This window comes from Pseudoalteromonas citrea (assembly GCF_000238375.3).
GTDB classification, from domain to species: Bacteria; Pseudomonadota; Gammaproteobacteria; order Enterobacterales; family Alteromonadaceae; genus Pseudoalteromonas; species Pseudoalteromonas citrea.
This window is the reverse complement of record NZ_AHBZ03000014.1, coordinates 401,249-421,813: the sequence shown is the minus strand read 5'-3', so window position 1 is coordinate 421,813 and position 20,565 is coordinate 401,249. Positions and strand designations below refer to the sequence as shown.

The window sequence follows — 20,565 nt, the reverse complement described above, 5'->3', positions numbered from 1 at the left end:
GATGATGACAATGTGGGCGATGTTCGCCTTACTCACTGTGCTTGCAATATTATTCGTGGTTGTGCCGTTTTTACGTAAAGAGTCGATATTAACGCTCGATCATAATGCCAATGCTGAGCGTATCGATATTTATCATCAAAGAGTGGAAGAATTACAACAAGATTTAAGCAGTCAACGAATAGAAAAAACGGTTCATGATGAATCTATATTGGAGTTAAAGCAGCGCTTATACCACGAATTGTCACCTGAGAAGCAGTTAAACAGTCGAGGTAATAACCGCATTTTCGCTCTAACAGGCGTTGCATTTACACTGGCAGTGAGTGGGGTTTTCTATAGTTTTACCGGTAGCCAAACACAAATTGAAAATTGGTATCAAGCAATCGACAAGCTGCCAGAGTATGGCGAGCGTGCGGTAATGCAGCAAGGTGAGCCGTTAAGTCAGAATGAGTTGCAAGCTTTTGCATTGGGCCTAAGAACTAAGCTGGCAAACAGCGGTGATGATGCCGTTGCATGGATGTTACTTGGTCGAGTGGCCATGTCTTTAAATGACTATACAATGGCGAAGCAGGCGTTTGATAAAGCATTGCAGATGAACCCAGATAATAACAATGTTTTGGTGAATTATAGCCAAGTATTGTTAGTTGAAGGTTCTGAAACGAGTATGAATCAGGCGGCGAAAATGTTGTCGAAAGTGCTACAGTCAGATCCAAGTAATATCGACGCAATATCGTTACTCGCATTAATTGCCTATGAAAGAAAAGATTGGGTTGAAGCAAAAACAGCATTTGAAGTGTTACTTTCTACAATGACTGATTCGGACCCCCGCTATAATATGATCTCACAACGAATTTCAGAAATTGATGTGCAATTGAGCGCAGTGCAGCAACCGGTTAATAATGTGACTTCTGGGCCGCGTTTAGCGATTACAGTTACGATAGCTGACAGCTTGTTGGCATCTGTACCAGAAAATGCGACTTTATTTGTGTTTGCAAAAGCTGTCGATGGCCCAAAAATGCCCTTAGCTGTAGAAAAACTTACAGATTTTTACTTGCCTTTAGTCGTCACTTTGGATGATAGTATGGCGATGATGCCGAACTTGAAGTTATCAAACTTTGATCAGGTTGTCGTAACTGCGCGTATCTCTATTGATAATTCAGTTACGGTTAGTGCGGGGGAGCTTGAAGGGCAATCTCAACCCATTGCGCTTACTGGCTCAGTTCAAAACCAAACGGTAGAAATAAGTCGTGTAATTACCAGCACAGGAAGCTAAATGTTTAAACCTATTTATAGCGTGTTATTAGCGCTGACAGTTCTTTCGGGCTGTACAACAGTACCCGAAGAGAAAAAAGATGAACGAGACCCATTACAGTCTTTTAATCGTCCTATGTATGACTTCAATATGGATGTATTGGACGCATATATTTTGCGCCCTGCTGCGGTCGGTTACCTAGCGGTTACCCCTGCGCCAGTCAGGGCTGGCATTGTTAATTTTACGACCAATATAGCAGCGCCCATTGATGCTGTTAATGCTGGCCTCCAAGGTAAGCCTGGAGATATGGGAGTCAATGTAGCCAGATTTTTGATCAATTCAACGGTGGGCGTACTAGGGATATTTGATGTTGCGAGTAATTTTGGCTTAAAGCACAAAGATGAAGACTTTGGCCAAACGCTAGGCGTCTGGGGCCTTGGAGATGGCGCATATGTTATGCTACCAGCGATGGGACCTTCTACTGTACGCAATGTTACGGGAGATCTGGTTGATAATTTAGTCCTCCCTGAAATTGCTTTAACAACACCTCAAACACTCGTATTATTCGCTTTACGAGCAGTAGAAGCTCGGGCATCGCTCATGGCGCAAGAAAGTTTACTCAAGGAGTCACTCGACCCATATGTATTTATTAAAGATATTTACTTTCAAAGACAGTTATACGAGCTTTACGATGGTAATCCACCAATGAAGGAAGAAGATGCTGACTTTGATGAGGACTTTTTAGAAAACTTGTGAACGTGATTGATTTATAAATATTTGAGTTGTTTTTATAAAGAAAAATAGGCTGGCGACGGGCATAGCCAGCCTATAAGGGAGTATGTAGGCTCCCATAATTTTGATTAGTGCATCATATTGCGCTGTTTTCTGAAAAAGCCAAGCTCATTTAAATTGGCTATTATTGCAGGGTCATCAAGACGCTGCGGGATTTCTTGCTTACGAAGTGCATGATCGGCAGGTACCGAGTGCAGGTCTAGCATCTTATGAAATAAAATACCTCGTATTGTCAACGCTGTCATTCCATTGTCTTGAAGTTCATCTAAGCGGCTTTGTAGATCCGAGAAGGGCGCTGCTTTGACATCATCAACAACAGCAGAGAATTGATTTACTGGTTTTGTTTTAAGCATTTTTACCCTCATTAGATTGCATTAACACGATGGGAGTTTTCCATGCATACTCCGATATTTTAAAATTTTTGTGTTAAAAATAGATACTTACGTATTTTCGAATAAAGCCAGTGTACTCTGTTTTAGGCTGTGATTACTAACTTAGATGTAAAGTTTTGTAAATCGCAAGAAGGAGTGTTTGTTTACAGTTTGTATCTATAATCTAGACGTCTAGAAGTAAGGTATTGATGAGGAAATAAAAATAATTATCAGTACCTTTAATGGTACTGATAATTCAATTACTGTTCTAAGAAAATAATTTTTGTTTAACGTGTTCAGCGAAGCCACTTCCGGCCTCTAGGTAGAAGTTATAGGTATAATCCACCCCCATTTCTTCAAGTTCTTTCTGCTGGTCTGGGTAATTTGCAATAGCAGTAACCTGACCGCTGAACCCAGAAGCATTGAGCTGTTCTAAGGCATAGATGTTTTGCATATGTTTTGGCATAGCGAGCATAACCATTTCAACATTTGAGTGATTCACTCGTTGCCAAAAGTCTGGGTCGGTCGCATCGGCAAGCAAGACTCTTCGACCTCGCTTAACATGACGATCGACAACTTCAGGCTTAATGTCAATTCCTGCAATAATACCGGCGTTAGATGCTTCAATCGTTTCATACGCTCCGGTACCAATTCGGCCCATACCGAATATAACAATTTGGGTGTCGGTCAAATTAACAGGCAGTTCTTCTTCCAAGCGTTTATTGCTTTCGAATTTAAGTAAAAAAGGCTCAAGTTTTACAAACAATTCGTTGGCCCTTTTATTCAGTGGTGACGCTATAACAAAGGTCAAAGAGACCGCGATTGCTACAACGGCTAACCAGTCAGAAGTAATCGCGCCACTGGAGGCTGCCACAGCACACACGATTAAGCCAAACTCACTGTAGTTTGAGAGAGTAAAAGCACTGAGTAGTGATGTGCGTGCACGCAGTCTAAATAAATTTGTGAAGGCATAGTACAGCGAAACTTTGATTGGTAAGACAACGACCAGTAATAATGCGATTAAAAACGCATTGGTCGATATATTGGCATTAAGTCCAATATTTAAGAAAAATCCGACCAGCATAATATCTTTGAGATTGAGCAAAGACTTTGAGAGTTCACCGGCTTTTTTGTGAGGTGCGAACATCATACCAATAATGAGTGCGCCAAGGTCGCCTTTCAGGCCTGCATATTCAAAAGCATGATACCCTATTACCAGCGCAAAGAAGAACCCGAACAAGGGAAGTAGCTCACCGTGCTTCGAGCGGTTTAAAACCCAAAACATCACGGGCTTGAGAGCAAATAGGCTTGCGAATAGTACTAAAGCCCACATATTTGGTATTTTGCCGGTACTGATTGCTAAAAATGCCACAGCAAAAATGTCTTGCATAACTAAAATACCAATCGATATTTTGCCGTGTAGTGTTGCCATCTCCCCACGTTCTTCTAACACTTTAACAGCGAAGACGGTGCTTGAAAAACTAAAAGCAAAGCCTACTAACATGGCACTGGTTAAGGATAATTCAGTAAATAACGGCAGAGCAATATAGCCGAGAAGCATTAATAGGCTAGTGAAAAATGCCGTACACACCACAATATGCAAAGTGGCAGGTGCCCACACTTGCGGTTTGATTAAGTTTGAAACTTTTAGCTTCAAGCCAATTGAAAATAACAGCAGCGTAACGCCTAAATCGGCGAGGGAAGTGAGTAACTCTGTTGTTTGATGACCAAGTAGGTTTAATACAAACCCTGCCATTAAAAAGCCGATAAGTGGTGGGAGTTTAAGTTGATACACTGAGAAACCACAGACAAAAGCGATGGCAAAAAACAGTAATTCCATTTGGCAACCAATTAGAGATATTTCGTCGCTAAAGTGTATCAAAACTGGCTGATTTATAAATTAAAAACTTATAGAAGAGGCAATAAATAGATAACGTTAAACACGTCATGAATAAGATATTCTGATTTATGTTACAAATTTTCGCTGACAAACTCTAATTTTTAGGGTTAAGATGCAAGAAAAGGAGCAATCTCGAACAGGAGACTTAATGTTTAAAAAAATCCTTGCATCAGTGGGTATCGGTGCTGCGAAAGTCGATACTGTTTTAGAGACCGAGCATTTACAGCCTGGGCAGAAGTTTCAGGCGCAAATTATTGTCAATGGTGGTGATGTTGTACAAGAGGTGACTGGTCTGGAACTAGCCTTGATGACACGTATCAAACATGATGGTGAGAATGGTGAATATTTTACCAATCACGTTTTGGAAAAGTGGAGCGTCGGAGAGCGTTTTAGTATAGGGCCCGGTGAGCAAAAAGTAATCCCATTTGAAGCGCGCTTACATTCAGAAACACCGATCACAGAAATTAACGCAGGCTATAATTATAGTTTTGTGTGGATTGAAACAGGGTTGGATATTGACCTTGCGCTTGATCCATCGGATAAAGACACGTTACATATCTACCCAAATGAGGCGGTTAAAACCTGTATGGCTGCGATGGAAAAGTTAGGGTTTACATTGGTTAAAGCTGATGTTGAGCAAGGCTTTTTGAAAGCGGCGGACTTTCAATCCTTTTCCGGGTGTTATCAAGAACTTGAATACCGACCAAATAGCCAATCTATTTTTGGAATACAGGAAATAGAGTTGTCTTTCGTGCCTGAGGCACATAAGACACATGTTTTAATTGAGCTTGATAGAGCATTTCGCTCTGATGGTTATGTAGACTTAACAATTGAACATGATCAAGTGAATTTGTCGGCACTTTGCGATCAGCTAGAGCGACTGTTTGCATAACGGCGAGTATTTACATGCGATTAAGCCCAGCGATGCTGGGCTTTTTTATATAAGGTGATAATGATGCAATGGCAGTGTAAGAAATTTTTAGAGTTAGATGTTTCAACATTATTTACCCTTATGAAGGCACGGGTTGATGTTTTTGTCGTCGAGCAGGCGTGCCCATACCCGGAGCTTGATGAGGTTGATCGTGCGCTTGATACCCATCATATATATGCCACAGTGGATGGCCGTATTGCAGCCTATGCGCGCGTTTATACGCAAACGGCTGAGTGTATTGCTATTGGAAGAGTTCTAGTTACCGAGCCATATCGTGGCAAAGGGTTAGCAGCGACGTTAATGGAAAAATCTATTGAGGTTGCACGAGGCTATGGCTCAGGCACTTCAATCAAGCTCAGTGCGCAGGCATATCTTCGGAGTTTTTACGCCCAACAGGGCTTTACATGCGTTGGAGAGCCGTATTTAGAAGATGGTATTGAACACCAAGATATGATTTTAACCTGTGAGGCAATGTAAAATAAAAGCCGCTGGTGAGCGGCTTTTATTGTCAATCTATTTAAGTTGCTTTTATAGCGAGTGTATAAATACCAAAGCGATGGCAATTGGGCATACAAATTTAATGTACCAAGGCCAAATTTTCCAAAACCAGGTTGCAGCAATGTCAGGGCTACCTGATTCAATTTCTTTTAGCAGTGTCCCTCTGTTCCATAACCAGCCGACAAAGATACAACAAAGCATGCCAAGCAGTGGTTGACCAAATTGCGTGGTCAGACTGATGACTAGGCCAAATAGGGCATTAAAGTTAAATATGATGGTAAAACTTACAAGAGTGATAAGGGCACCAATGATCCATGTGGCTTGGATACGTCTTAGTGCGAATTTCTCTACAGCATACGATACCGGCGCTTCTAGCATCGAAATGGAAGAGGTCAGGGCTGCAATACTCATTAAGGCAAAGAAAGCAAAACCGACGAACAAACCAACTTCACCCATACCGTTAAAGAGAGCAGGGAGCACTTGGAATACCAACGTATCTTCTGATAGCAAGCTGCCATCTGCGGCAAATATTTCTACGCCTTGAGCTTGCGCTACGTACATTGCAGGTATGATCAATAACCCGGCGACGAACGCAATGAGAACATCGATGAGTGTGACATATGCTCCCAAAGAAACTAAATTTTCTTTTTTACTGATATAAGAACCATAAATGATCATCACGCTAGTCCCCAAAGACAACGAGAAAAATGCTTGGCCTAAGGCACTCACGAGTAAGTCTGGGTTGAGCAAAGATGAAAAGTCTGGGATCAAATACGCTTTTAGCCCTTCGCTCGCACCATCTTGAGTGAGAACATAAACAATGAGTAAAAACAAAATGCTTAACAAAGCAGGCATTAACCGTTTAGACCATTTCTCAATCCCATTTTCGACCCCTTTACTAATAATCGCGATAGTTAAAATGATAAATATCGAAGTAAAGAAAAGGTCTCTGCCTAAAGATTGGGTACTTAGCCAATGAGTCATGTCAGGCATACCGGCAAGCTTGGTGATGGGCTCAATGGTGGCGCTAAACATCCAACCGGCAACAATTGCATAAAAGCTCAAGATTAAACCTGCGCAGACAATTCCCCCAAACCCAACGAAAAAAGCGAAGCGCTTATGGGTCGGTTTTTCAGAGAGCTTTTGTAACGATGAAACGGCGTTAGCTTGTCCATATCGTCCTATTACAAGCTCAGCCATCAATGCGGGATAGGCTAAGCAAAATGCTAAAATTAAATACACTAGCACGAATGCAGCGCCACCATTGCTGGCGGTTTGGGTTGGAAAGCCCCATATATTACCAAGGCCAACTGCAGACCCAGCTGCGGCCATAATGAAACCAAAGCGAGAACTGAACTCTCCGCGAACACTGCTCATATTATTTATACTTCTCTATTTTTATAACGGCGACCACAATCTACTGTAATTAATCACAAATAAAAAGTGCTAATTACACACTAATTAACATGATCTAGGACAAACGTGTACTCGCTTTGAATCTGTAAGCTTTATGATGCGTAAAGCTAGGTATTCAGTTAATATTAAACCTAGGGTTATTAATGCTTTAAGTTGTTTGCGTATTCGAACTGTTTGAGTTGTTTTACAGTGCTCTTGTAGGTTTACACGGGATGCTTAATGTGAATTTAGCTCCGCCTAAAGTGTCTGATTGAGATACTGACACTTTTCCATGATGCCAATCGACTACTTTTGCAACAATGGCCAGCCCAAGCCCATACCCTTTTTCATCGCGGTTTCTATGATTCTGTTCCTGAAAAAATGGGCTAAATACTTTATGCCAATTATTCGGTGCTATACCAGGCCCATCATCTTCAATATCAATAACAATGTACTGATCAAGTTCTTGCACTTTAACAAATATATTGTGAGATGCGAATTTGCAGGCATTGCTTAATAAATTGGTGATTGCGCGGGCTACCCAGTGAAGATCAGCGGTCAAAAATAGCGCCGGATCGACATCATAGCTACTGATCAGCTCGGCTTTTGCAATTTTCGGTTGCACTTGCTCGATAAGCGCAATGATATACTGTTGTGCCTGGGTTGATTCGAAATTAAGCAAGTGTGCTTTTTGTTCTAACGTGGCAAACGATAAATAACTCGACAACATGTTTTCCATTTGGTCTAGATCATTTTCCATTCTAGATAAAATGGTTCTGACTTGCTGCATATCGTCCTCTTCAATGGCCGCGTCTAACCCAAACCTTAAACATGCAACCGGGGTTCGAATATCATGCGAGAGGCTCGAAGCCATGAGTTTATTTTCGGCTAGAAGTTTGTCGATTTGATTAGCCATACTGTTGAAGGTGAGTTCCACATCTTTTATATAAGTGAAATGATTCACTTCGATACGAGCACTCATATCTCCGCTGGCAAAACGTTTTGCAGCTTCAGTCAGTACAGAGAGTCTTTTCGCCAAAGGGGCAAGAATAAACCACATAAATGCACAGATACCAGCATAAAATATAAAAGTAAGTGCGATGTCACTGTTTTGCTCTTTCGCTGGTTTTTCAACTTTTAGCTCTAAATAATCAGGCAATAGTGCATCATTTGTTTTTAATAAATTTAGCCCTTGCTCTTCTTCAAGCAGTAGCTGGCCTTCATCGACCATTTTTGTCTTGAGTTCTATTGGTAGTGCCAGTGTGTCGCCTTTTCTATACGTCAATGTAATATTGAAATCGCGACTTAAGCGTTGTGTGAATTCAGCTCTTTGATCGACCGGCTGACGCGCAACTTGTTGAGCAAAACCATTGGTTAATGTACTTTCCCAACTGAAGCTATCAACGGTTGGGGCAGTCTGTTGACTCAATGCGTCGATCACTAAGCTGAGTACAACAATAGAAATAATTGCACTGGTAAGTAGATACAAGTAAAGTTTTTTCACGAAAAATAACTACCAAGCACTGGGAACCATCAAATAGCCTTTACCCCATATTGTTTTAATTTTCTCAGGCTGTTGTGGGTCATCATTAAATTTTTTGCGTAACGCTGAGATAAGTACATCGACACTGCGATCTAACCCGTCATACTCTCGTCCCTTTGTTGCTTTGAAAACGGCATCTCGTGAGACAACTTCCCCGGCATTGGAAGCTAGGAAGTGTAAAAGTAAGTATTCAGCACTTGAAATATTAACTTCATTACTATTGAGTAGTACTTTTCTGGCCTGTGTATCAATGCTTAAATTTCCCACTTGAATGATGTTACTATTGATTTCAGCGGGCTTATTGTCTTGTGTTGTCCGTAGCATCGCTTTTATACGTGCGAGCAGTGCACGTGGTCTAACGGGTTTGATCACATAATCACTGGCACCGACTTCAAGACCTATCACTTCATCCATTTCTTCATCTCTGGCGGTGAGCATGATAATAGGTTGGTGATAGAACTGTCTGAGTTCCCTACACACACTAATGCCATCTTGACCTGGCAGCATAACATCTAATAATACAATATCTGGGTTTAGAGACTTAACCATGGCGACAACTTTGTCACCTCGTTCACAGACATGCGCTGTATAGCCTTGACCGTTTAAGTAATCAGCAACCCACTGCGCTAAGGATGCGTCATCTTCGACGAGTAAAATTGTGCCGTAATTGTCCATTAAAAATGTCTCCTGTGCCATGTCTGGCAAGTTAATTAGCTAGGCCTGATTATATGTAAGTGTAGCGTCAATATTCTTTTTTGTTAAGTTATTCTAAGTACTTAGAAGTACATAGCCGTTAAGCTTTTGGCGCGTATATCTGTATTTTTAGGATAAAAAATGGCATGGATACAAGATAAATACTAAGTAGCTTATTTGGCGAGTGTACGACTGGCCAGTAACCATTATGTGTTACTGACCAATATACGCTGGGAAGTCTGATTTTGCTGTAAAAAATTGTAAGTTATTGAAGGTTGATTTTTTCAATCAATAAATTTGTCAGTGATGTTTGCATCGCGCTACTAAGCGCACTGACTTCAGTTTCAGTACATGCCCCGGCAATTTTTGTTGGCTGGCTGATACTGGTTTTTACATCATACTTGGGTATCGCAAGGGGGCTATTAAAGCGGGCTTGTCGAGCTAAGTCGGTATTTTGTTTTACAATAAAAGAGATAACAGCATGTTCGTTAGTGATAGTTTGATTTTGCGTATAATTAAGTTGTAATGGGATCCCTTGAAAGCTAGCACTATCTATAGAGGATTTGGCAAACCATACTACGTCTGATGAGGCTTGGTGAGTTAGGCGCATACTGACTGATGCTATGATATTGGTACATTGATAGCTGGGCACTTGCTGTGCTAAGCGAGTAAAAAATGGGTGGGGCTTTTTAGGTTGATTAAGCGTGTATGTTTTATCTGAGCCAAACTCTAAGTCTAATTGGTGTACGGTTAATACATAATCCGCTTTGCTTGATGTAACAATTTTTAAGCCTTTTATATTGAGCGCTTTAATTAACTGGGCCTTGAGCGTATCCGTCATGCTGACTTTATCAGTCACAATACGCACCGTATTATTGGTCTTAATCGGGTGTGCGGGTAATTGCACGGATTTAATACGTGCTGAATCAAGCTCAGTACTATAACTAAGTTGGTAAACTTCTTTTGTTAAAAGAGGTTTTGCAGGAATATCTAGTGTCGGTGCCAATTTTTTGGTTGAAACACAACCAAAAGTGAAACTTAAAATAATAATACAAAACAGTAACCGCATCTAAATACCTCAATCGCGTTAAAAAATTATATAGCCTTTACAAACAGAGTCTAACTTCGTGTACACTTCACTCAAGAAAATTAAAATGAGTCAATATGAAGTTTTTAGTTTCAGTCGTATTTTGGCTATTCACTGCTCATACTTTTGCTACAGACTCAGCAAAAGTTCAGTGGAACCAATTTTTGAACAGCTATTCTAAGCAAGTCGAGCGCAAACTCAAAGAAAAATCCATTCCTGGAGCCGCATTAAGTATTGTTCATGGCGAATTAGGCGATTATGCCAAGGGATATGGGGTAACAAAAGTGCGAAAAGGCCGTGCGGTTGATATGCATACTCGATTTCGGCTTGCATCTGTATCAAAAACCTTTGCTGGCTCGTTGAGTGCGAAGTTAGCCAGTGAGAACAAATTACTACTTGATGACTATGTTAGTGATTATTTACCTGCTTTTTCTGATTCAGAATATAAGCATTTAAAACTCTATCATTTATTGAGTCACTCAAGTGGGTTGGTCCCTAATGCATACGATAATTTAATCGAATCTCGAATGTCTTACGAAGATATTGTTGAGCGTTTGATATCGGTTGAAAAAATATGTCGGCCAGGACAATGCTATGGCTATCAGAACGTGATGTTTAGCGTCATTGCTGACGTTATTTTTAAAGCGACAGGAATGCCTTATGAGCAGTGGCTTCAAGAGTTTATGTTTACACCGCTTAATATGAACGATGGTGGTGTGGGTTTAGATAACATGACTCGGAATAAAAACTACGCGCTACCCCATGTGTTGGGGAGAAAGCGTTGGCACACAGCAAGACTTAAAGCGAATTATTATAAAGTTGCGCCTGCTGCAGGAGTAAACGCGAGTGCAGCAGATATGGTGCAATGGCTAAAATTGCAACTGGGCTATTACCCAAGTGTTATGTCGCTGGATGCGCTCACGATACAAAGCCGGCCTTATACACGCACAAAACGCGAGTTACGACGGCGTATTTGGCGTGAACACGTGACACAAGCATATTATGGGTTAGGTTGGCGAATTTACGAATATGAAGGAACCACATTGTATTATCACAGTGGCTGGGTGCAAGGCTACAGAACCGATGTTGTGGTGATCCCTGCAATAAATATGGGCTTTAGCTTATTATTGAACGCAGAAAGTGGGGTGATAAACTCATTAACAACAGATTTTATCAATAGCGCACTACAGTTTGCTCAGAACGCACCAGAGGCATAACCTTTGGCGCGGACTGAGTATCTTAAAGAGTCAATTATGTACGAGGTAATTGAATCTTCTTTTCTTCGCTTTGGCGATACAATACGATTACGTGGCCAATGCTCTGTACTTTATAGGCTTTGGTTTCTCTTACAATTGCATCAAAAATTAACTGCTTTGTTTCACGATCATTCGTAGGCACTTTTACCTTGATAAGCTCATGTATGGTTAATGAGTTGTCTATTTCCATCACCACACCTTCCGTTAAACCGTTTGCACCGAGCAAAACAACGGGTTTTAATGGGTGTGCTAATCCTTTTAAGTACTGCTTTTGTTTATTTGATAAGGTCATATTGGTACAATTTACTAAATATAGGCTTGAATTATTGATATTCTACCGCCATCTAGACAATATTACTAATGAGTTGCAGCGAATAATGACAAATAAAAAACACTCAGCGAGTTCCCAGCGCTGGTTAAAAGAACATGTTGATGATCCATATGTTCAAGAAGCACAAAAACGAGGGTTTCGTTCACGTGCTGTATTTAAGCTAGAAGAGATACAGCAGCGGGATAAATTGATAAAACCTGGTATGAGTGTTGTCGACCTTGGTGCTGCTCCTGGTAGTTGGTCTCAGTACCTTGCAGAGCAAGTCGGCACAAAAGGTCAAGTTATTGCGTGTGACATTTTACCGATGGATTCTTTGGCTGGTGTTGATTTTTTACAAGGTGATTTCCGTGAAGAGGCTGTATTAGATGCTTTACTAAATCGGATTGAAGGAAAAAATGTTGATGTCGTATTTTCTGACATGGCACCTAATATGAGTGGTAACATGTCGACCGATCAGGCTGGAAGCATGTATTTAGTAGAACTTGCGTTAGATATGTGTCATCAAGTACTGCGCAAAAACGGCGCATTTGCTGTAAAAGTGTTTCAAGGTGAAAGCTTTGATCAATTTGTTCAAGAAGTACGTAAATGCTTTAACGTGGTAAAGATCCGCAAGCCAAAAGCGTCTAGACCCCGTTCGAGAGAAGTATATATAGTGGCGACAGGCTACAAACTGTAGTACAGTTGGACAGCATTAAGTTGAATTTAAACAATTTTGGATACAAGAGGTTAACCCCTTGAGCGATATGGCAAAGAATTTAATACTCTGGTTGGTTATTGCAGTTGTGCTAATGACCGTGTTTCAGAGCTTCAATGGCGGCGATCATATTGATCGTCAAACAAGTTACACACAGTTTGTGAAAGAAGTGCGCAGCGGCGCAATTCGAGATGTTAACGTTGACCGTTACTCAGGTACTATTACTGGCGTAAAGGGCAATGGTGAGCGCTTTCAAACAATAATCCCTATGCATGACGCAGATTTAATTAATGATTTGCTAAAAAACGATGTAAATGTGAAAGGTGTTAAACCGGAAGAGCAATCTTTCTTGGCTAACATTTTCATTTCTTGGTTCCCAATGCTGTTATTGATTGGTGTATGGATATTCTTCATGCGTCAAATGCAAGGCGGTGGTGGTAAAGGTGCGATGTCTTTCGGTAAGAGTAAAGCGCGCCTTATGAGTGAAGATCAGGTAAAAACCACTTTTGCTGATGTTGCTGGTTGTGACGAAGCAAAAGAAGACGTTACTGAACTGGTTGACTTTTTACGCGACCCGTCAAAATTCCAAAAGCTTGGCGGCAGTATTCCTAAAGGCGTTTTGATGGTCGGTCCTCCAGGAACGGGTAAAACACTTTTAGCGAAAGCGGTTGCTGGTGAAGCAAAAGTGCCATTTTTCACAATTTCAGGGTCTGATTTTGTTGAAATGTTTGTTGGTGTGGGCGCTTCACGTGTACGTGACATGTTTGAGCAAGCTAAGAAAGCAGCACCATGTATCATCTTTATTGATGAAATAGATGCGGTAGGCCGCAAGCGTGGCGCAGGCATGGGTGGCGGTCATGATGAACGTGAGCAAACACTTAACCAAATGCTGGTAGAAATGGATGGTTTTGAGGGTAACGAAGGTATTATCGTTATTGCTGCGACTAACCGCCCAGATGTACTTGACCCAGCGTTATTACGCCCTGGTCGCTTTGACCGTCAAGTTGTTGTTGGTTTACCTGACATTCGTGGTCGTGAACAGATATTAAATGTTCATATGAGAAAAGTACCGCTTGATGATAATGTTGAAGCGTCAGTAATTGCGCGTGGTACGCCAGGATTCTCTGGTGCTGATTTGGCGAACCTAGTGAATGAAGCTGCACTATTTGCTGCGCGTGGGAACAAGCGCAAAGTAAGTATGGCTGAATTCGATGCTGCAAAAGACAAGATCATGATGGGCGCCGAGCGTAAGTCTATGGTTATGAGCGAGCATGAGAAAGAAATGACCGCTTATCATGAGGCTGGACACGCGATTGTTGGTCGTTTGGTTCCTGAACATGATCCTGTTTACAAAGTGTCGATTATTCCTCGTGGTCGTGCGTTGGGTGTAACTATGTACTTACCTGAGCAGGACAGAGTTAGCCATTCTAAAGAACATTTAGAATCCATGCTGTCTAGCTTATATGGTGGGCGTATTGCTGAAGCACTTATTTACGGTGACGACAAAGTGACGACAGGTGCAAGTAACGACATCGAACGTGCTACAGATATCGCTAAAAAAATGGTTACTCAGTGGGGCTTAAGTAACAAGCTTGGTCCACAAATGTACATGGAAGATCAAAATGAAATGTATATGGGTGGCGGTTCACAGCGTATGTCGGGCATGTCAGATGAAACAGCTAAATTAATTGACTCAGAGATTAAAGACTTTGTAACTCGAAACTATGACCGTGCAGAACAAATATTGAAAGACAATATGGATGTACTGCATAGCATGAAAGACGCACTTATGAAGTATGAGACAATTGATGCACCTCAAATTGATGATTTGATGGCACGTATTGAAGTGAGACCACCTCGCGATGCGCATGACATTAAGCCTAAAGCGAAAGCATCAAAATCAGATGATGATGCAAATGACACAGAAAAAAAGCCAACTTCTGAATCTCAATCAAGTTCAGAGCTTGATGATAGTCCAGAATAACGGTTAAAATACTGTCCTCTTATTAAAGCCCCGAATATCGGGGCTTTTTAATATCCAAATGAAAGCCAAAAACTGGATTGAGAATTAAGACTAAAAAGCTCCTCTCGATAGAATATTATTAAGCTAAGGTACACCATGACTACGTTAAGTTTACCTCGGGGTCGCACTTTGGACCTAAATGTTCCGCAAGTAATGGGAATTATCAACGTCACACCAGATTCATTTTCTGATGGCGGGAATTATTTCAATAGCGAGCATGCTGTAAAACAAGCCATTACAATCCTAAAACAAGGTGCAACTATTTTAGATATTGGTGGCGAGTCTACACGTCCTGGTGCACCTGACGTTAGCTGTGATGTAGAGCTGAAAAGGGTGATCCCAGTGATCTCGGCAATTCGAGCGATTTCTGATTGTGTGATCTCTATTGATACCAGTAAAGCGAAAGTGATGGAAGCGGCTATTAATGCGGGAGCTGACATTATTAATGACGTACGGGCTTTACAAGAGCCTAATGCGTTAGAAGTCGCAGCGCAATTTGATGATGTACCCATTTGCTTAATGCATATGCAAGGACAGCCCAGAACGATGCAGGCGGATCCGAGTTATACAGATTTGATACTTCAGGTGAAGCAGTTTTTTAGTGAGCGTATTCAGGTTTGTGAGCAAGCGGGGATCAAGCGAGATAGGTTAATTATCGATCCTGGGTTTGGCTTTGGTAAAAATTTGGCGCATAACTTTAGTTTATTGGGCGAATTTGAGCAGTTTGCTATGTTTAAACTACCTTTATTGGCAGGGTTATCGCGCAAATCAATGTTTGGTCAATTATTGAACCGGGACACAGATGAACGCTTATCAGCGAGTTTAGCTGGCGCGTTACTGTGTGCACAAAAGGGTGCACATATTATTAGAGTCCACGATGTTCAGGAAACCGCTGATGTGTTAAATGTATGGCATGCAGCTAGAAATGGAGTAACTTTATGACAACAAGAAAATATTTTGGTACTGATGGGGTACGAGGTCTGGTAGGTGAGTACCCAATCACACCAGAGTTTGCATTAAAACTTGGTTGGGCTGCTGGGAAAGTATTGTCAAAATCAGGTACAAAGAAAGTCATAATAGGTAAAGATACGCGTATCTCAGGCTATTTATTAGAGACATCATTAGAAGCCGGCTTAATAGCCGCAGGTATTGATGTGGTGTTGTTAGGCCCAATGCCCACGCCCGCTGTGGCTTATTTAACACAAACGTTTCGCGCAGAAGCTGGTATTGTGATCAGTGCATCACACAACCCATACCATGACAATGGGATTAAATTTTTCAGTGGTAACGGACTAAAACTTGCCGATTCAGTAGAGCTTGAAATAGAAGCAATGCTTGATGATAAAATGACATGTGTGCCATCTGAGCAATTAGGTAAAGCACATAGGCTCGATAACGCAGATGGCCGCTATATTGAATTTTGTAAAGGGCAGTTTCCTAACGAACTGTCGCTGGAAGGACTAAAAATTGTTTTAGACTGCGCAAATGGTGCGACGTACCATATTGCGCCAGCTGTAATGCGTGAGCTAGGTGCAACGGTGATTTGCCATGCTTGTGAACCAAATGGTGTGAATATAAACCTCAATTGTGGTGCTACTCATGTAGATAGCTTGAAACGTAAAGTACTTGAACACGACGCCGATGTGGGCATTGCCTACGATGGCGATGGTGATCGAGTGATGATGGTTGACCATAATGGCCGAGTTTTTGATGGTGATGACATAGTTTACATTATTGCCAGCCAAGCGTTTGAGCAAGGCACGCTGGGTGGAGGTGTTGTGGGCACGGTAATGTCAAATATGGGCTTAGAGAATGCGTTAAAAGCGAAAGGTATTGAGTTTGCTCGAAGCAAGGTGGGCGACCGTTACGTGATGGAGCTACTTTCGCAAAATGGTTGGAAAGTTGGAGGCGAGAGTTCAGGGCATGTATTGAGCTTAGACTTGATAAGCACAGGGGATGGTATTATATCGAGCTTGCAAGTGCTTGCAGCGATGGTTTCACAAAACAAAACGTTACAAGACCTAGGGCAAGGCTTTGTTAAGTACCCAATGAAAATGATTAATGTAAGGTACTCTGTTGCAACTGACCCCACAACTGATCCGAAAGTGTTGGCAGCAGTTAATGAAGTTGAAACTGAATTAGCTGGTAAAGGACGAGTATTATTACGTAAATCTGGCACTGAACCAGTGATACGAGTGATGGTTGAAGCTGAGCAAGAGAAACAGGTTATCGATTTCACTCAAAAAATTGCTGAAGTTGTTGAAACAGTGAGCAATTAATCATTTTTTTTATTTTATATCTTGTAACTTTGGGTGAGTCGAGTTAGTATCTCACCCGCTTTAGAATGCGGAGTATCGAATGGCGCAGCGTAAGCCAATAGTTGCTGGTAACTGGAAAATGAATGGCTCAATAGAGTTGGTTTCAGAGATCAGCACAGCAGTGAATGAATGTAAAAATAAGCAAGTTGATGTTATTGTTTTTCCTCCAGCAGCCTTATTGACTAAGATGGCAGAGTTTGGAGTTGAAGTAGGTACGCAAACTATTTCAGAATTTGATTCAGGTGCTTACACCGGTGAATTGAGTGCAGAATTAGCAAAGCAACTTGGTGCTACATACACACTCGTAGGCCATTCAGAGCGCCGTGCTATATTCGGCGAAAGCAATGAAGCAGTTGCTAACAAGTTTGCCAAGGCACAAGAGAATGGTTTAATCCCCGTACTTTGTGTTGGAGAAACGGAAGAGCAAAGAGAGTCAGGTGAAACAGAGAAAGTAGTAGCCGAACAAATAAATGCTGTAATTTCTAAATTAGGTATAGCAGCGCTCTCAAATTCTGTGCTAGCATACGAACCCGTTTGGGCAATAGGAACCGGTAAAACGGCAACTCCTGAGCAAGCACAGGCTGTACACAAGTTTATTCGTGACATGCTTAGCACACAAAGCGAGCCTGTCGCACAAGCACTGCAAATACTTTATGGTGGCAGTGTAAACGATAAAAATAGTAAAAGCTTATTTACACAACCAGACATTGATGGCGGCCTTATTGGTGGCGCTAGTTTGAAAGCAGATGCATTTGTGAGCATTTGTAACAGTGCATTAGGGAACGTATAGCATGTACGAAATATTATTGGTTATTTATTTAATTGTTGCACTTGCACTTATTGGCATGGTGTTAGTACAACAAGGTAAAGGTGCCGACATGGGATCTTCTTTCGGAGCAGGTGCATCAGCAACTGTATTCGGATCATCAGGTGCCGGTAATTTTATGACTAAAACAACGACAGTATTAGCAACTGTGTTCTTTGTTTTAAGTATTGTTTTGGGTAATCTGACAGCAGGTCAAATTAAACAAACAGACGAGTGGGAAAATCTAGAAGCACCAGCAGAAGCAATTACAGTGCCTGCAGCATCAGATGTACCAGCGTCAACTGACAATAATACGTCAGACGTACCAAATTAATAAAGATTGGTATCCTTTAGTTACCCAGTCGATTAACACCTCAGTTAATCAAATGGCTGTAAAAAAGCGGATGTGGTGGAATTGGTAGACACGCTACCTTGAGGGGGTAGTGCTTTCGGGCGTGGGGGTTCAAGTCCCCCCATCCGCACCAAATATTAAAACCCCGATTGATTTAATTCAATCGGGGTTTTTGCTTTCAAATAATATGCTAAGAATTTAATTGCTTAGTTATTTTTACTTTATGATCTTCTTTACTTCAATTATGCTATGTCTATATCTAGTTAATTGATACTTCTATTGTTATTTACTACACCACTTATCTTAAAATATTTTGCTTCGTATACGAGTATCAATGTAGATGATGGCGGGGTCATACTCTACGACCGCTATGGCAAACCTTATTCGTTACTATGGAAGCAAATAATTCAGCCACCTAAACTTGAATCTAAAGTATTATTTAGTTATCTGACTATTACACATAGCCAAGGCTTGATGTCTTTGGCTATTAAAGTAGATGACAAATCAGAGCTTGCTTTAAAGTTACAAAAAATATGGGTGACACACCATCAAAAAGAGTTATGTGCGCGTATTATCAAGCTAGAAAGGTTACTCAAAGCTAGGTATTTATCTCATGGACTCATTAATATGATCCAGTCGGTATTGATACCGTATCGTGATAAATGGCTATCTTGGGATATACGCTGTGAGCTCAGTGCTGAATTAGCTCAAGCCATTGCTACTTTAAAGGAGGTTACGCAATGGAGCGAGGGAGATATTGCGGCATTTCAAGAAGGCTACGTGCGTTATAAATTAACAGAACATGAAGTATTTTTTGATACAGTCGAAAAGTTACCGTTAACGACAGCCCAGAGGCGAGCCTGTGTAATACAAGATGAAAGGCAGTTATTACTTGCAGGTGCCGGTACGGGCAAAACAAGTGTGATGATAGCAAAAGCGCAATACTTGGCGTATACCCGCCAAGCATATGCTAAGCATATACTGATGTTAGCGTATGGTAATGAGGCTGCGCGTGAGATGGCGCAAAGAGCCAGTCAATATCCTACGTTTCCAGAATGTATGACGTTTCATAAGTTAGGGTTAGAGATCATTGAGCGTGTTGAGGGGGTTGCACCTAATATTTCTCAACTTGCTCAGAACGAAAGAGAAAAGCGTACTTTTGTGAAGGAAACAATAGTATTGCTTTGTCAAGAAGAGCAATATAGATTGAGCTTTGTGCACTACACCAAATGTTCAGGCACAGATATAGCAAGTATTCGACGTTATTTAGAAAGTGCTCAAGGGACTCGTCAGTTAAAAACGATTACTGAGTCGTTAGGTCATCTCAAGTGCGCCGCAGCGATGAACAACTTGTTGCGGCTTGAGACGCGTTTTAATGAAGTTTTATTGTGTATTAGGCCTATTTTGGCGGAGTATAGCCTCTATTTGAGTAATGAAAAGGCAATTGATTTTGAAGATATGATCATCAAGTCCATTCGGTATGTAGAAGAAAAAAAGTTTATATCCCCTTGGACACACTTTTTAGTTGATGAGTTTCAAGATATATCTCCTATACGAGCCAAGTTATTAAAAGCATTAACGGAGCAGTCAGAACGTCATCATCTATTTTCTGTTGGTGATGATTGGCAATCTATCTATAGGTTTAGCGGCGCAGACATTTCATATACAACGGATTTTACAAACTTCTTTGGCCAAGGGACTGTGACGCAATTAGATAAAACATTTCGTTACCATCAGGCACTTTTAGATGTGTCCAGTCGTTTTATTTGTGCTAATCCGGGTCAGATCATGAAACGGATCTCGGCACATAACACCGACGACATAGCGCCGTTAGTTTATATTGAAGAGTCAGAAGAAGAGCAGTCGTTGTGCAGTGCACTAAGTGAATTAAATGCAAAAGTGCAAACTGAATGCAGCGTTCTAATACTTGCTCGATATCATAAGTTGTTACCAGACAAGCGGTTGTTATCTAAGTTGCAACAACAGTTCGAGTTTTTAGAGCTTCGCACCATGACCTTTCATGGCTCGAAAGGCAAAGAAGCAGACTATAGCATTTTACTGGGTTTACATGCTGGCACGAGTGGCGTACCTGCTCAAGAAAGTAGTGATCCACTCATCGAGGCTTTATTACCAAAACAAGGAAACTTTCCAAACGCTGAAGAGCGTCGATTGTTTTATGTCGCATTGACACGTGCTAAACGCCAAGTGTACCTCATCAAACCAAAAGTTAATCCGAGTGAGTTTTTATTGGAGCTAGATTATTAAGTAATAGTTCCTTGTTTAATTGGGTAAAAATTGTCGTAATCGGCAATCCACTGCTAAGTTTA

The 20,565-nt window shown here is 41.2% G+C and carries 19 protein-coding genes and 1 tRNA gene; 13 read left to right on the top strand and 7 right to left on the bottom strand.

The features are described from left to right. Position 1 precedes the first annotated feature (1 nt). Complete coding sequence (gene ccmI / locus PCIT_RS05100) at positions 2-1,270, top strand: c-type cytochrome biogenesis protein CcmI (protein ID WP_040696542.1); 1,269 nt, start codon at positions 2-4, stop codon at positions 1,268-1,270. Further along, the gene (locus PCIT_RS05095; RefSeq protein ID WP_010364854.1) at positions 1,271-2,005 is read left to right on the top strand and encodes an MlaA family lipoprotein; all 735 of its coding nucleotides are present in this window, start codon (positions 1,271-1,273) and stop codon (positions 2,003-2,005) included. 104 nt (positions 2,006-2,109) lie between these two features. On the opposite strand, the gene PCIT_RS05090 is transcribed toward PCIT_RS05095, so the two are convergent. Both PCIT_RS05090 and PCIT_RS05085 read right to left on the bottom strand, forming a co-directional pair. Beyond that, positions 2,110-2,394 carry a hypothetical protein gene (locus tag PCIT_RS05090; protein WP_010364853.1) on the bottom strand — a complete coding sequence of 95 codons (285 nt, stop codon included), beginning with the start codon at positions 2,392-2,394 and terminating at the stop codon, positions 2,110-2,112. A gap of 286 nt (positions 2,395-2,680) precedes the next feature. Continuing rightward, positions 2,681-4,252: a cation:proton antiporter family protein gene (locus PCIT_RS05085; RefSeq protein ID WP_010364851.1), complete on the bottom strand. Its 1,572-nt coding sequence runs from the start codon at positions 4,250-4,252 to the stop codon at positions 2,681-2,683. A gap of 208 nt (positions 4,253-4,460) precedes the next feature. Here PCIT_RS05085 and PCIT_RS05080 point away from each other — a divergent pair, with 208 nt between their 5' ends. Next, the gene (locus PCIT_RS05080) at positions 4,461-5,204 is read left to right on the top strand and encodes a sporulation protein (RefSeq protein WP_010364850.1); all 744 of its coding nucleotides are present in this window, start codon (positions 4,461-4,463) and stop codon (positions 5,202-5,204) included. Positions 5,205-5,267: 63 nt separating this feature from the next. Continuing rightward, positions 5,268-5,720, top strand: a complete 453-nt coding sequence (locus PCIT_RS05075; RefSeq protein ID WP_010364848.1) for a GNAT family N-acetyltransferase — start codon at positions 5,268-5,270, stop codon at positions 5,718-5,720. Positions 5,721-5,771: 51 nt separating this feature from the next. Here the strand turns inward: PCIT_RS05075 and PCIT_RS05070 are convergent, their stop codons facing one another. The 4 genes from PCIT_RS05070 to PCIT_RS05055 all read right to left on the bottom strand — a co-directional run bounded on the left by PCIT_RS05070 (position 5,772) and on the right by PCIT_RS05055 (position 10,441). Next, on the bottom strand, positions 5,772-7,118 hold the full coding sequence (locus PCIT_RS05070; RefSeq protein WP_010364846.1) for a sodium-dependent transporter: 1,347 nt from the start codon (positions 7,116-7,118) through the stop codon (positions 5,772-5,774). Positions 7,119-7,341: 223 nt separating this feature from the next. Further along, complete coding sequence (locus PCIT_RS05065; RefSeq protein ID WP_010364844.1) at positions 7,342-8,640, bottom strand: sensor histidine kinase; 1,299 nt, start codon at positions 8,638-8,640, stop codon at positions 7,342-7,344. Positions 8,641-8,649: 9 nt separating this feature from the next. Further along, positions 8,650-9,354 (bottom strand): response regulator, encoded by a 705-nt coding sequence (locus tag PCIT_RS05060; RefSeq protein ID WP_010364843.1) that lies wholly within the window; start codon positions 9,352-9,354, stop codon positions 8,650-8,652. Positions 9,355-9,637: 283 nt separating this feature from the next. Further along, the gene (locus tag PCIT_RS05055) at positions 9,638-10,441 is read right to left on the bottom strand and encodes a hypothetical protein (RefSeq protein ID WP_010364841.1); all 804 of its coding nucleotides are present in this window, start codon (positions 10,439-10,441) and stop codon (positions 9,638-9,640) included. A 95-nt stretch (positions 10,442-10,536) separates the two neighbouring features. Between PCIT_RS05055 and PCIT_RS05050 the strand changes: the two genes are divergently transcribed. Beyond that, positions 10,537-11,676: a serine hydrolase domain-containing protein gene (locus PCIT_RS05050; protein ID WP_010364839.1), complete on the top strand. Its 1,140-nt coding sequence runs from the start codon at positions 10,537-10,539 to the stop codon at positions 11,674-11,676. Between the two features lie 34 nt (positions 11,677-11,710). Here PCIT_RS05050 and yhbY read toward each other — a convergent pair whose 3' ends face one another. Beyond that, positions 11,711-12,007 (bottom strand): ribosome assembly RNA-binding protein YhbY, encoded by a 297-nt coding sequence (yhbY, locus tag PCIT_RS05045; RefSeq protein ID WP_010364837.1) that lies wholly within the window; start codon positions 12,005-12,007, stop codon positions 11,711-11,713. Between the two features lie 85 nt (positions 12,008-12,092). Here yhbY and rlmE point away from each other — a divergent pair, with 85 nt between their 5' ends. From rlmE to PCIT_RS05005, 8 genes are all read left to right on the top strand, one after another. Continuing rightward, positions 12,093-12,722: a 23S rRNA (uridine(2552)-2'-O)-methyltransferase RlmE gene (rlmE, locus tag PCIT_RS05040; protein WP_010364836.1), complete on the top strand. Its 630-nt coding sequence runs from the start codon at positions 12,093-12,095 to the stop codon at positions 12,720-12,722. 67 nt (positions 12,723-12,789) lie between these two features. After that, complete coding sequence (ftsH, locus tag PCIT_RS05035; RefSeq protein ID WP_010364835.1) at positions 12,790-14,724, top strand: ATP-dependent zinc metalloprotease FtsH; 1,935 nt, start codon at positions 12,790-12,792, stop codon at positions 14,722-14,724. A gap of 135 nt (positions 14,725-14,859) precedes the next feature. Continuing rightward, positions 14,860-15,705, top strand: coding sequence for a dihydropteroate synthase (folP, locus tag PCIT_RS05030; protein ID WP_010364834.1), 846 nt, complete (start codon positions 14,860-14,862; stop codon positions 15,703-15,705). Then, positions 15,702-17,042, top strand: coding sequence for a phosphoglucosamine mutase (gene glmM / locus PCIT_RS05025; RefSeq protein WP_010364833.1), 1,341 nt, complete (start codon positions 15,702-15,704; stop codon positions 17,040-17,042). The genes folP and glmM overlap by 4 nt, the downstream gene beginning before the upstream one ends. A 79-nt stretch (positions 17,043-17,121) precedes the next feature. Continuing rightward, the gene (tpiA, locus tag PCIT_RS05020; RefSeq protein ID WP_010364832.1) at positions 17,122-17,871 is read left to right on the top strand and encodes a triose-phosphate isomerase; all 750 of its coding nucleotides are present in this window, start codon (positions 17,122-17,124) and stop codon (positions 17,869-17,871) included. A gap of 1 nt (position 17,872) precedes the next feature. Beyond that, positions 17,873-18,220, top strand: a complete 348-nt coding sequence (gene secG / locus PCIT_RS05015) for a preprotein translocase subunit SecG (protein ID WP_010364831.1) — start codon at positions 17,873-17,875, stop codon at positions 18,218-18,220. A 66-nt stretch (positions 18,221-18,286) separates the two neighbouring features. Then, positions 18,287-18,371 (top strand) — tRNA-Leu (locus PCIT_RS05010). A gap of 146 nt (positions 18,372-18,517) precedes the next feature. Beyond that, positions 18,518-20,503: a UvrD-helicase domain-containing protein gene (locus PCIT_RS05005; RefSeq protein WP_010364830.1), complete on the top strand. Its 1,986-nt coding sequence runs from the start codon at positions 18,518-18,520 to the stop codon at positions 20,501-20,503. The last annotated feature ends 62 nt before the right edge of the window (positions 20,504-20,565 follow it).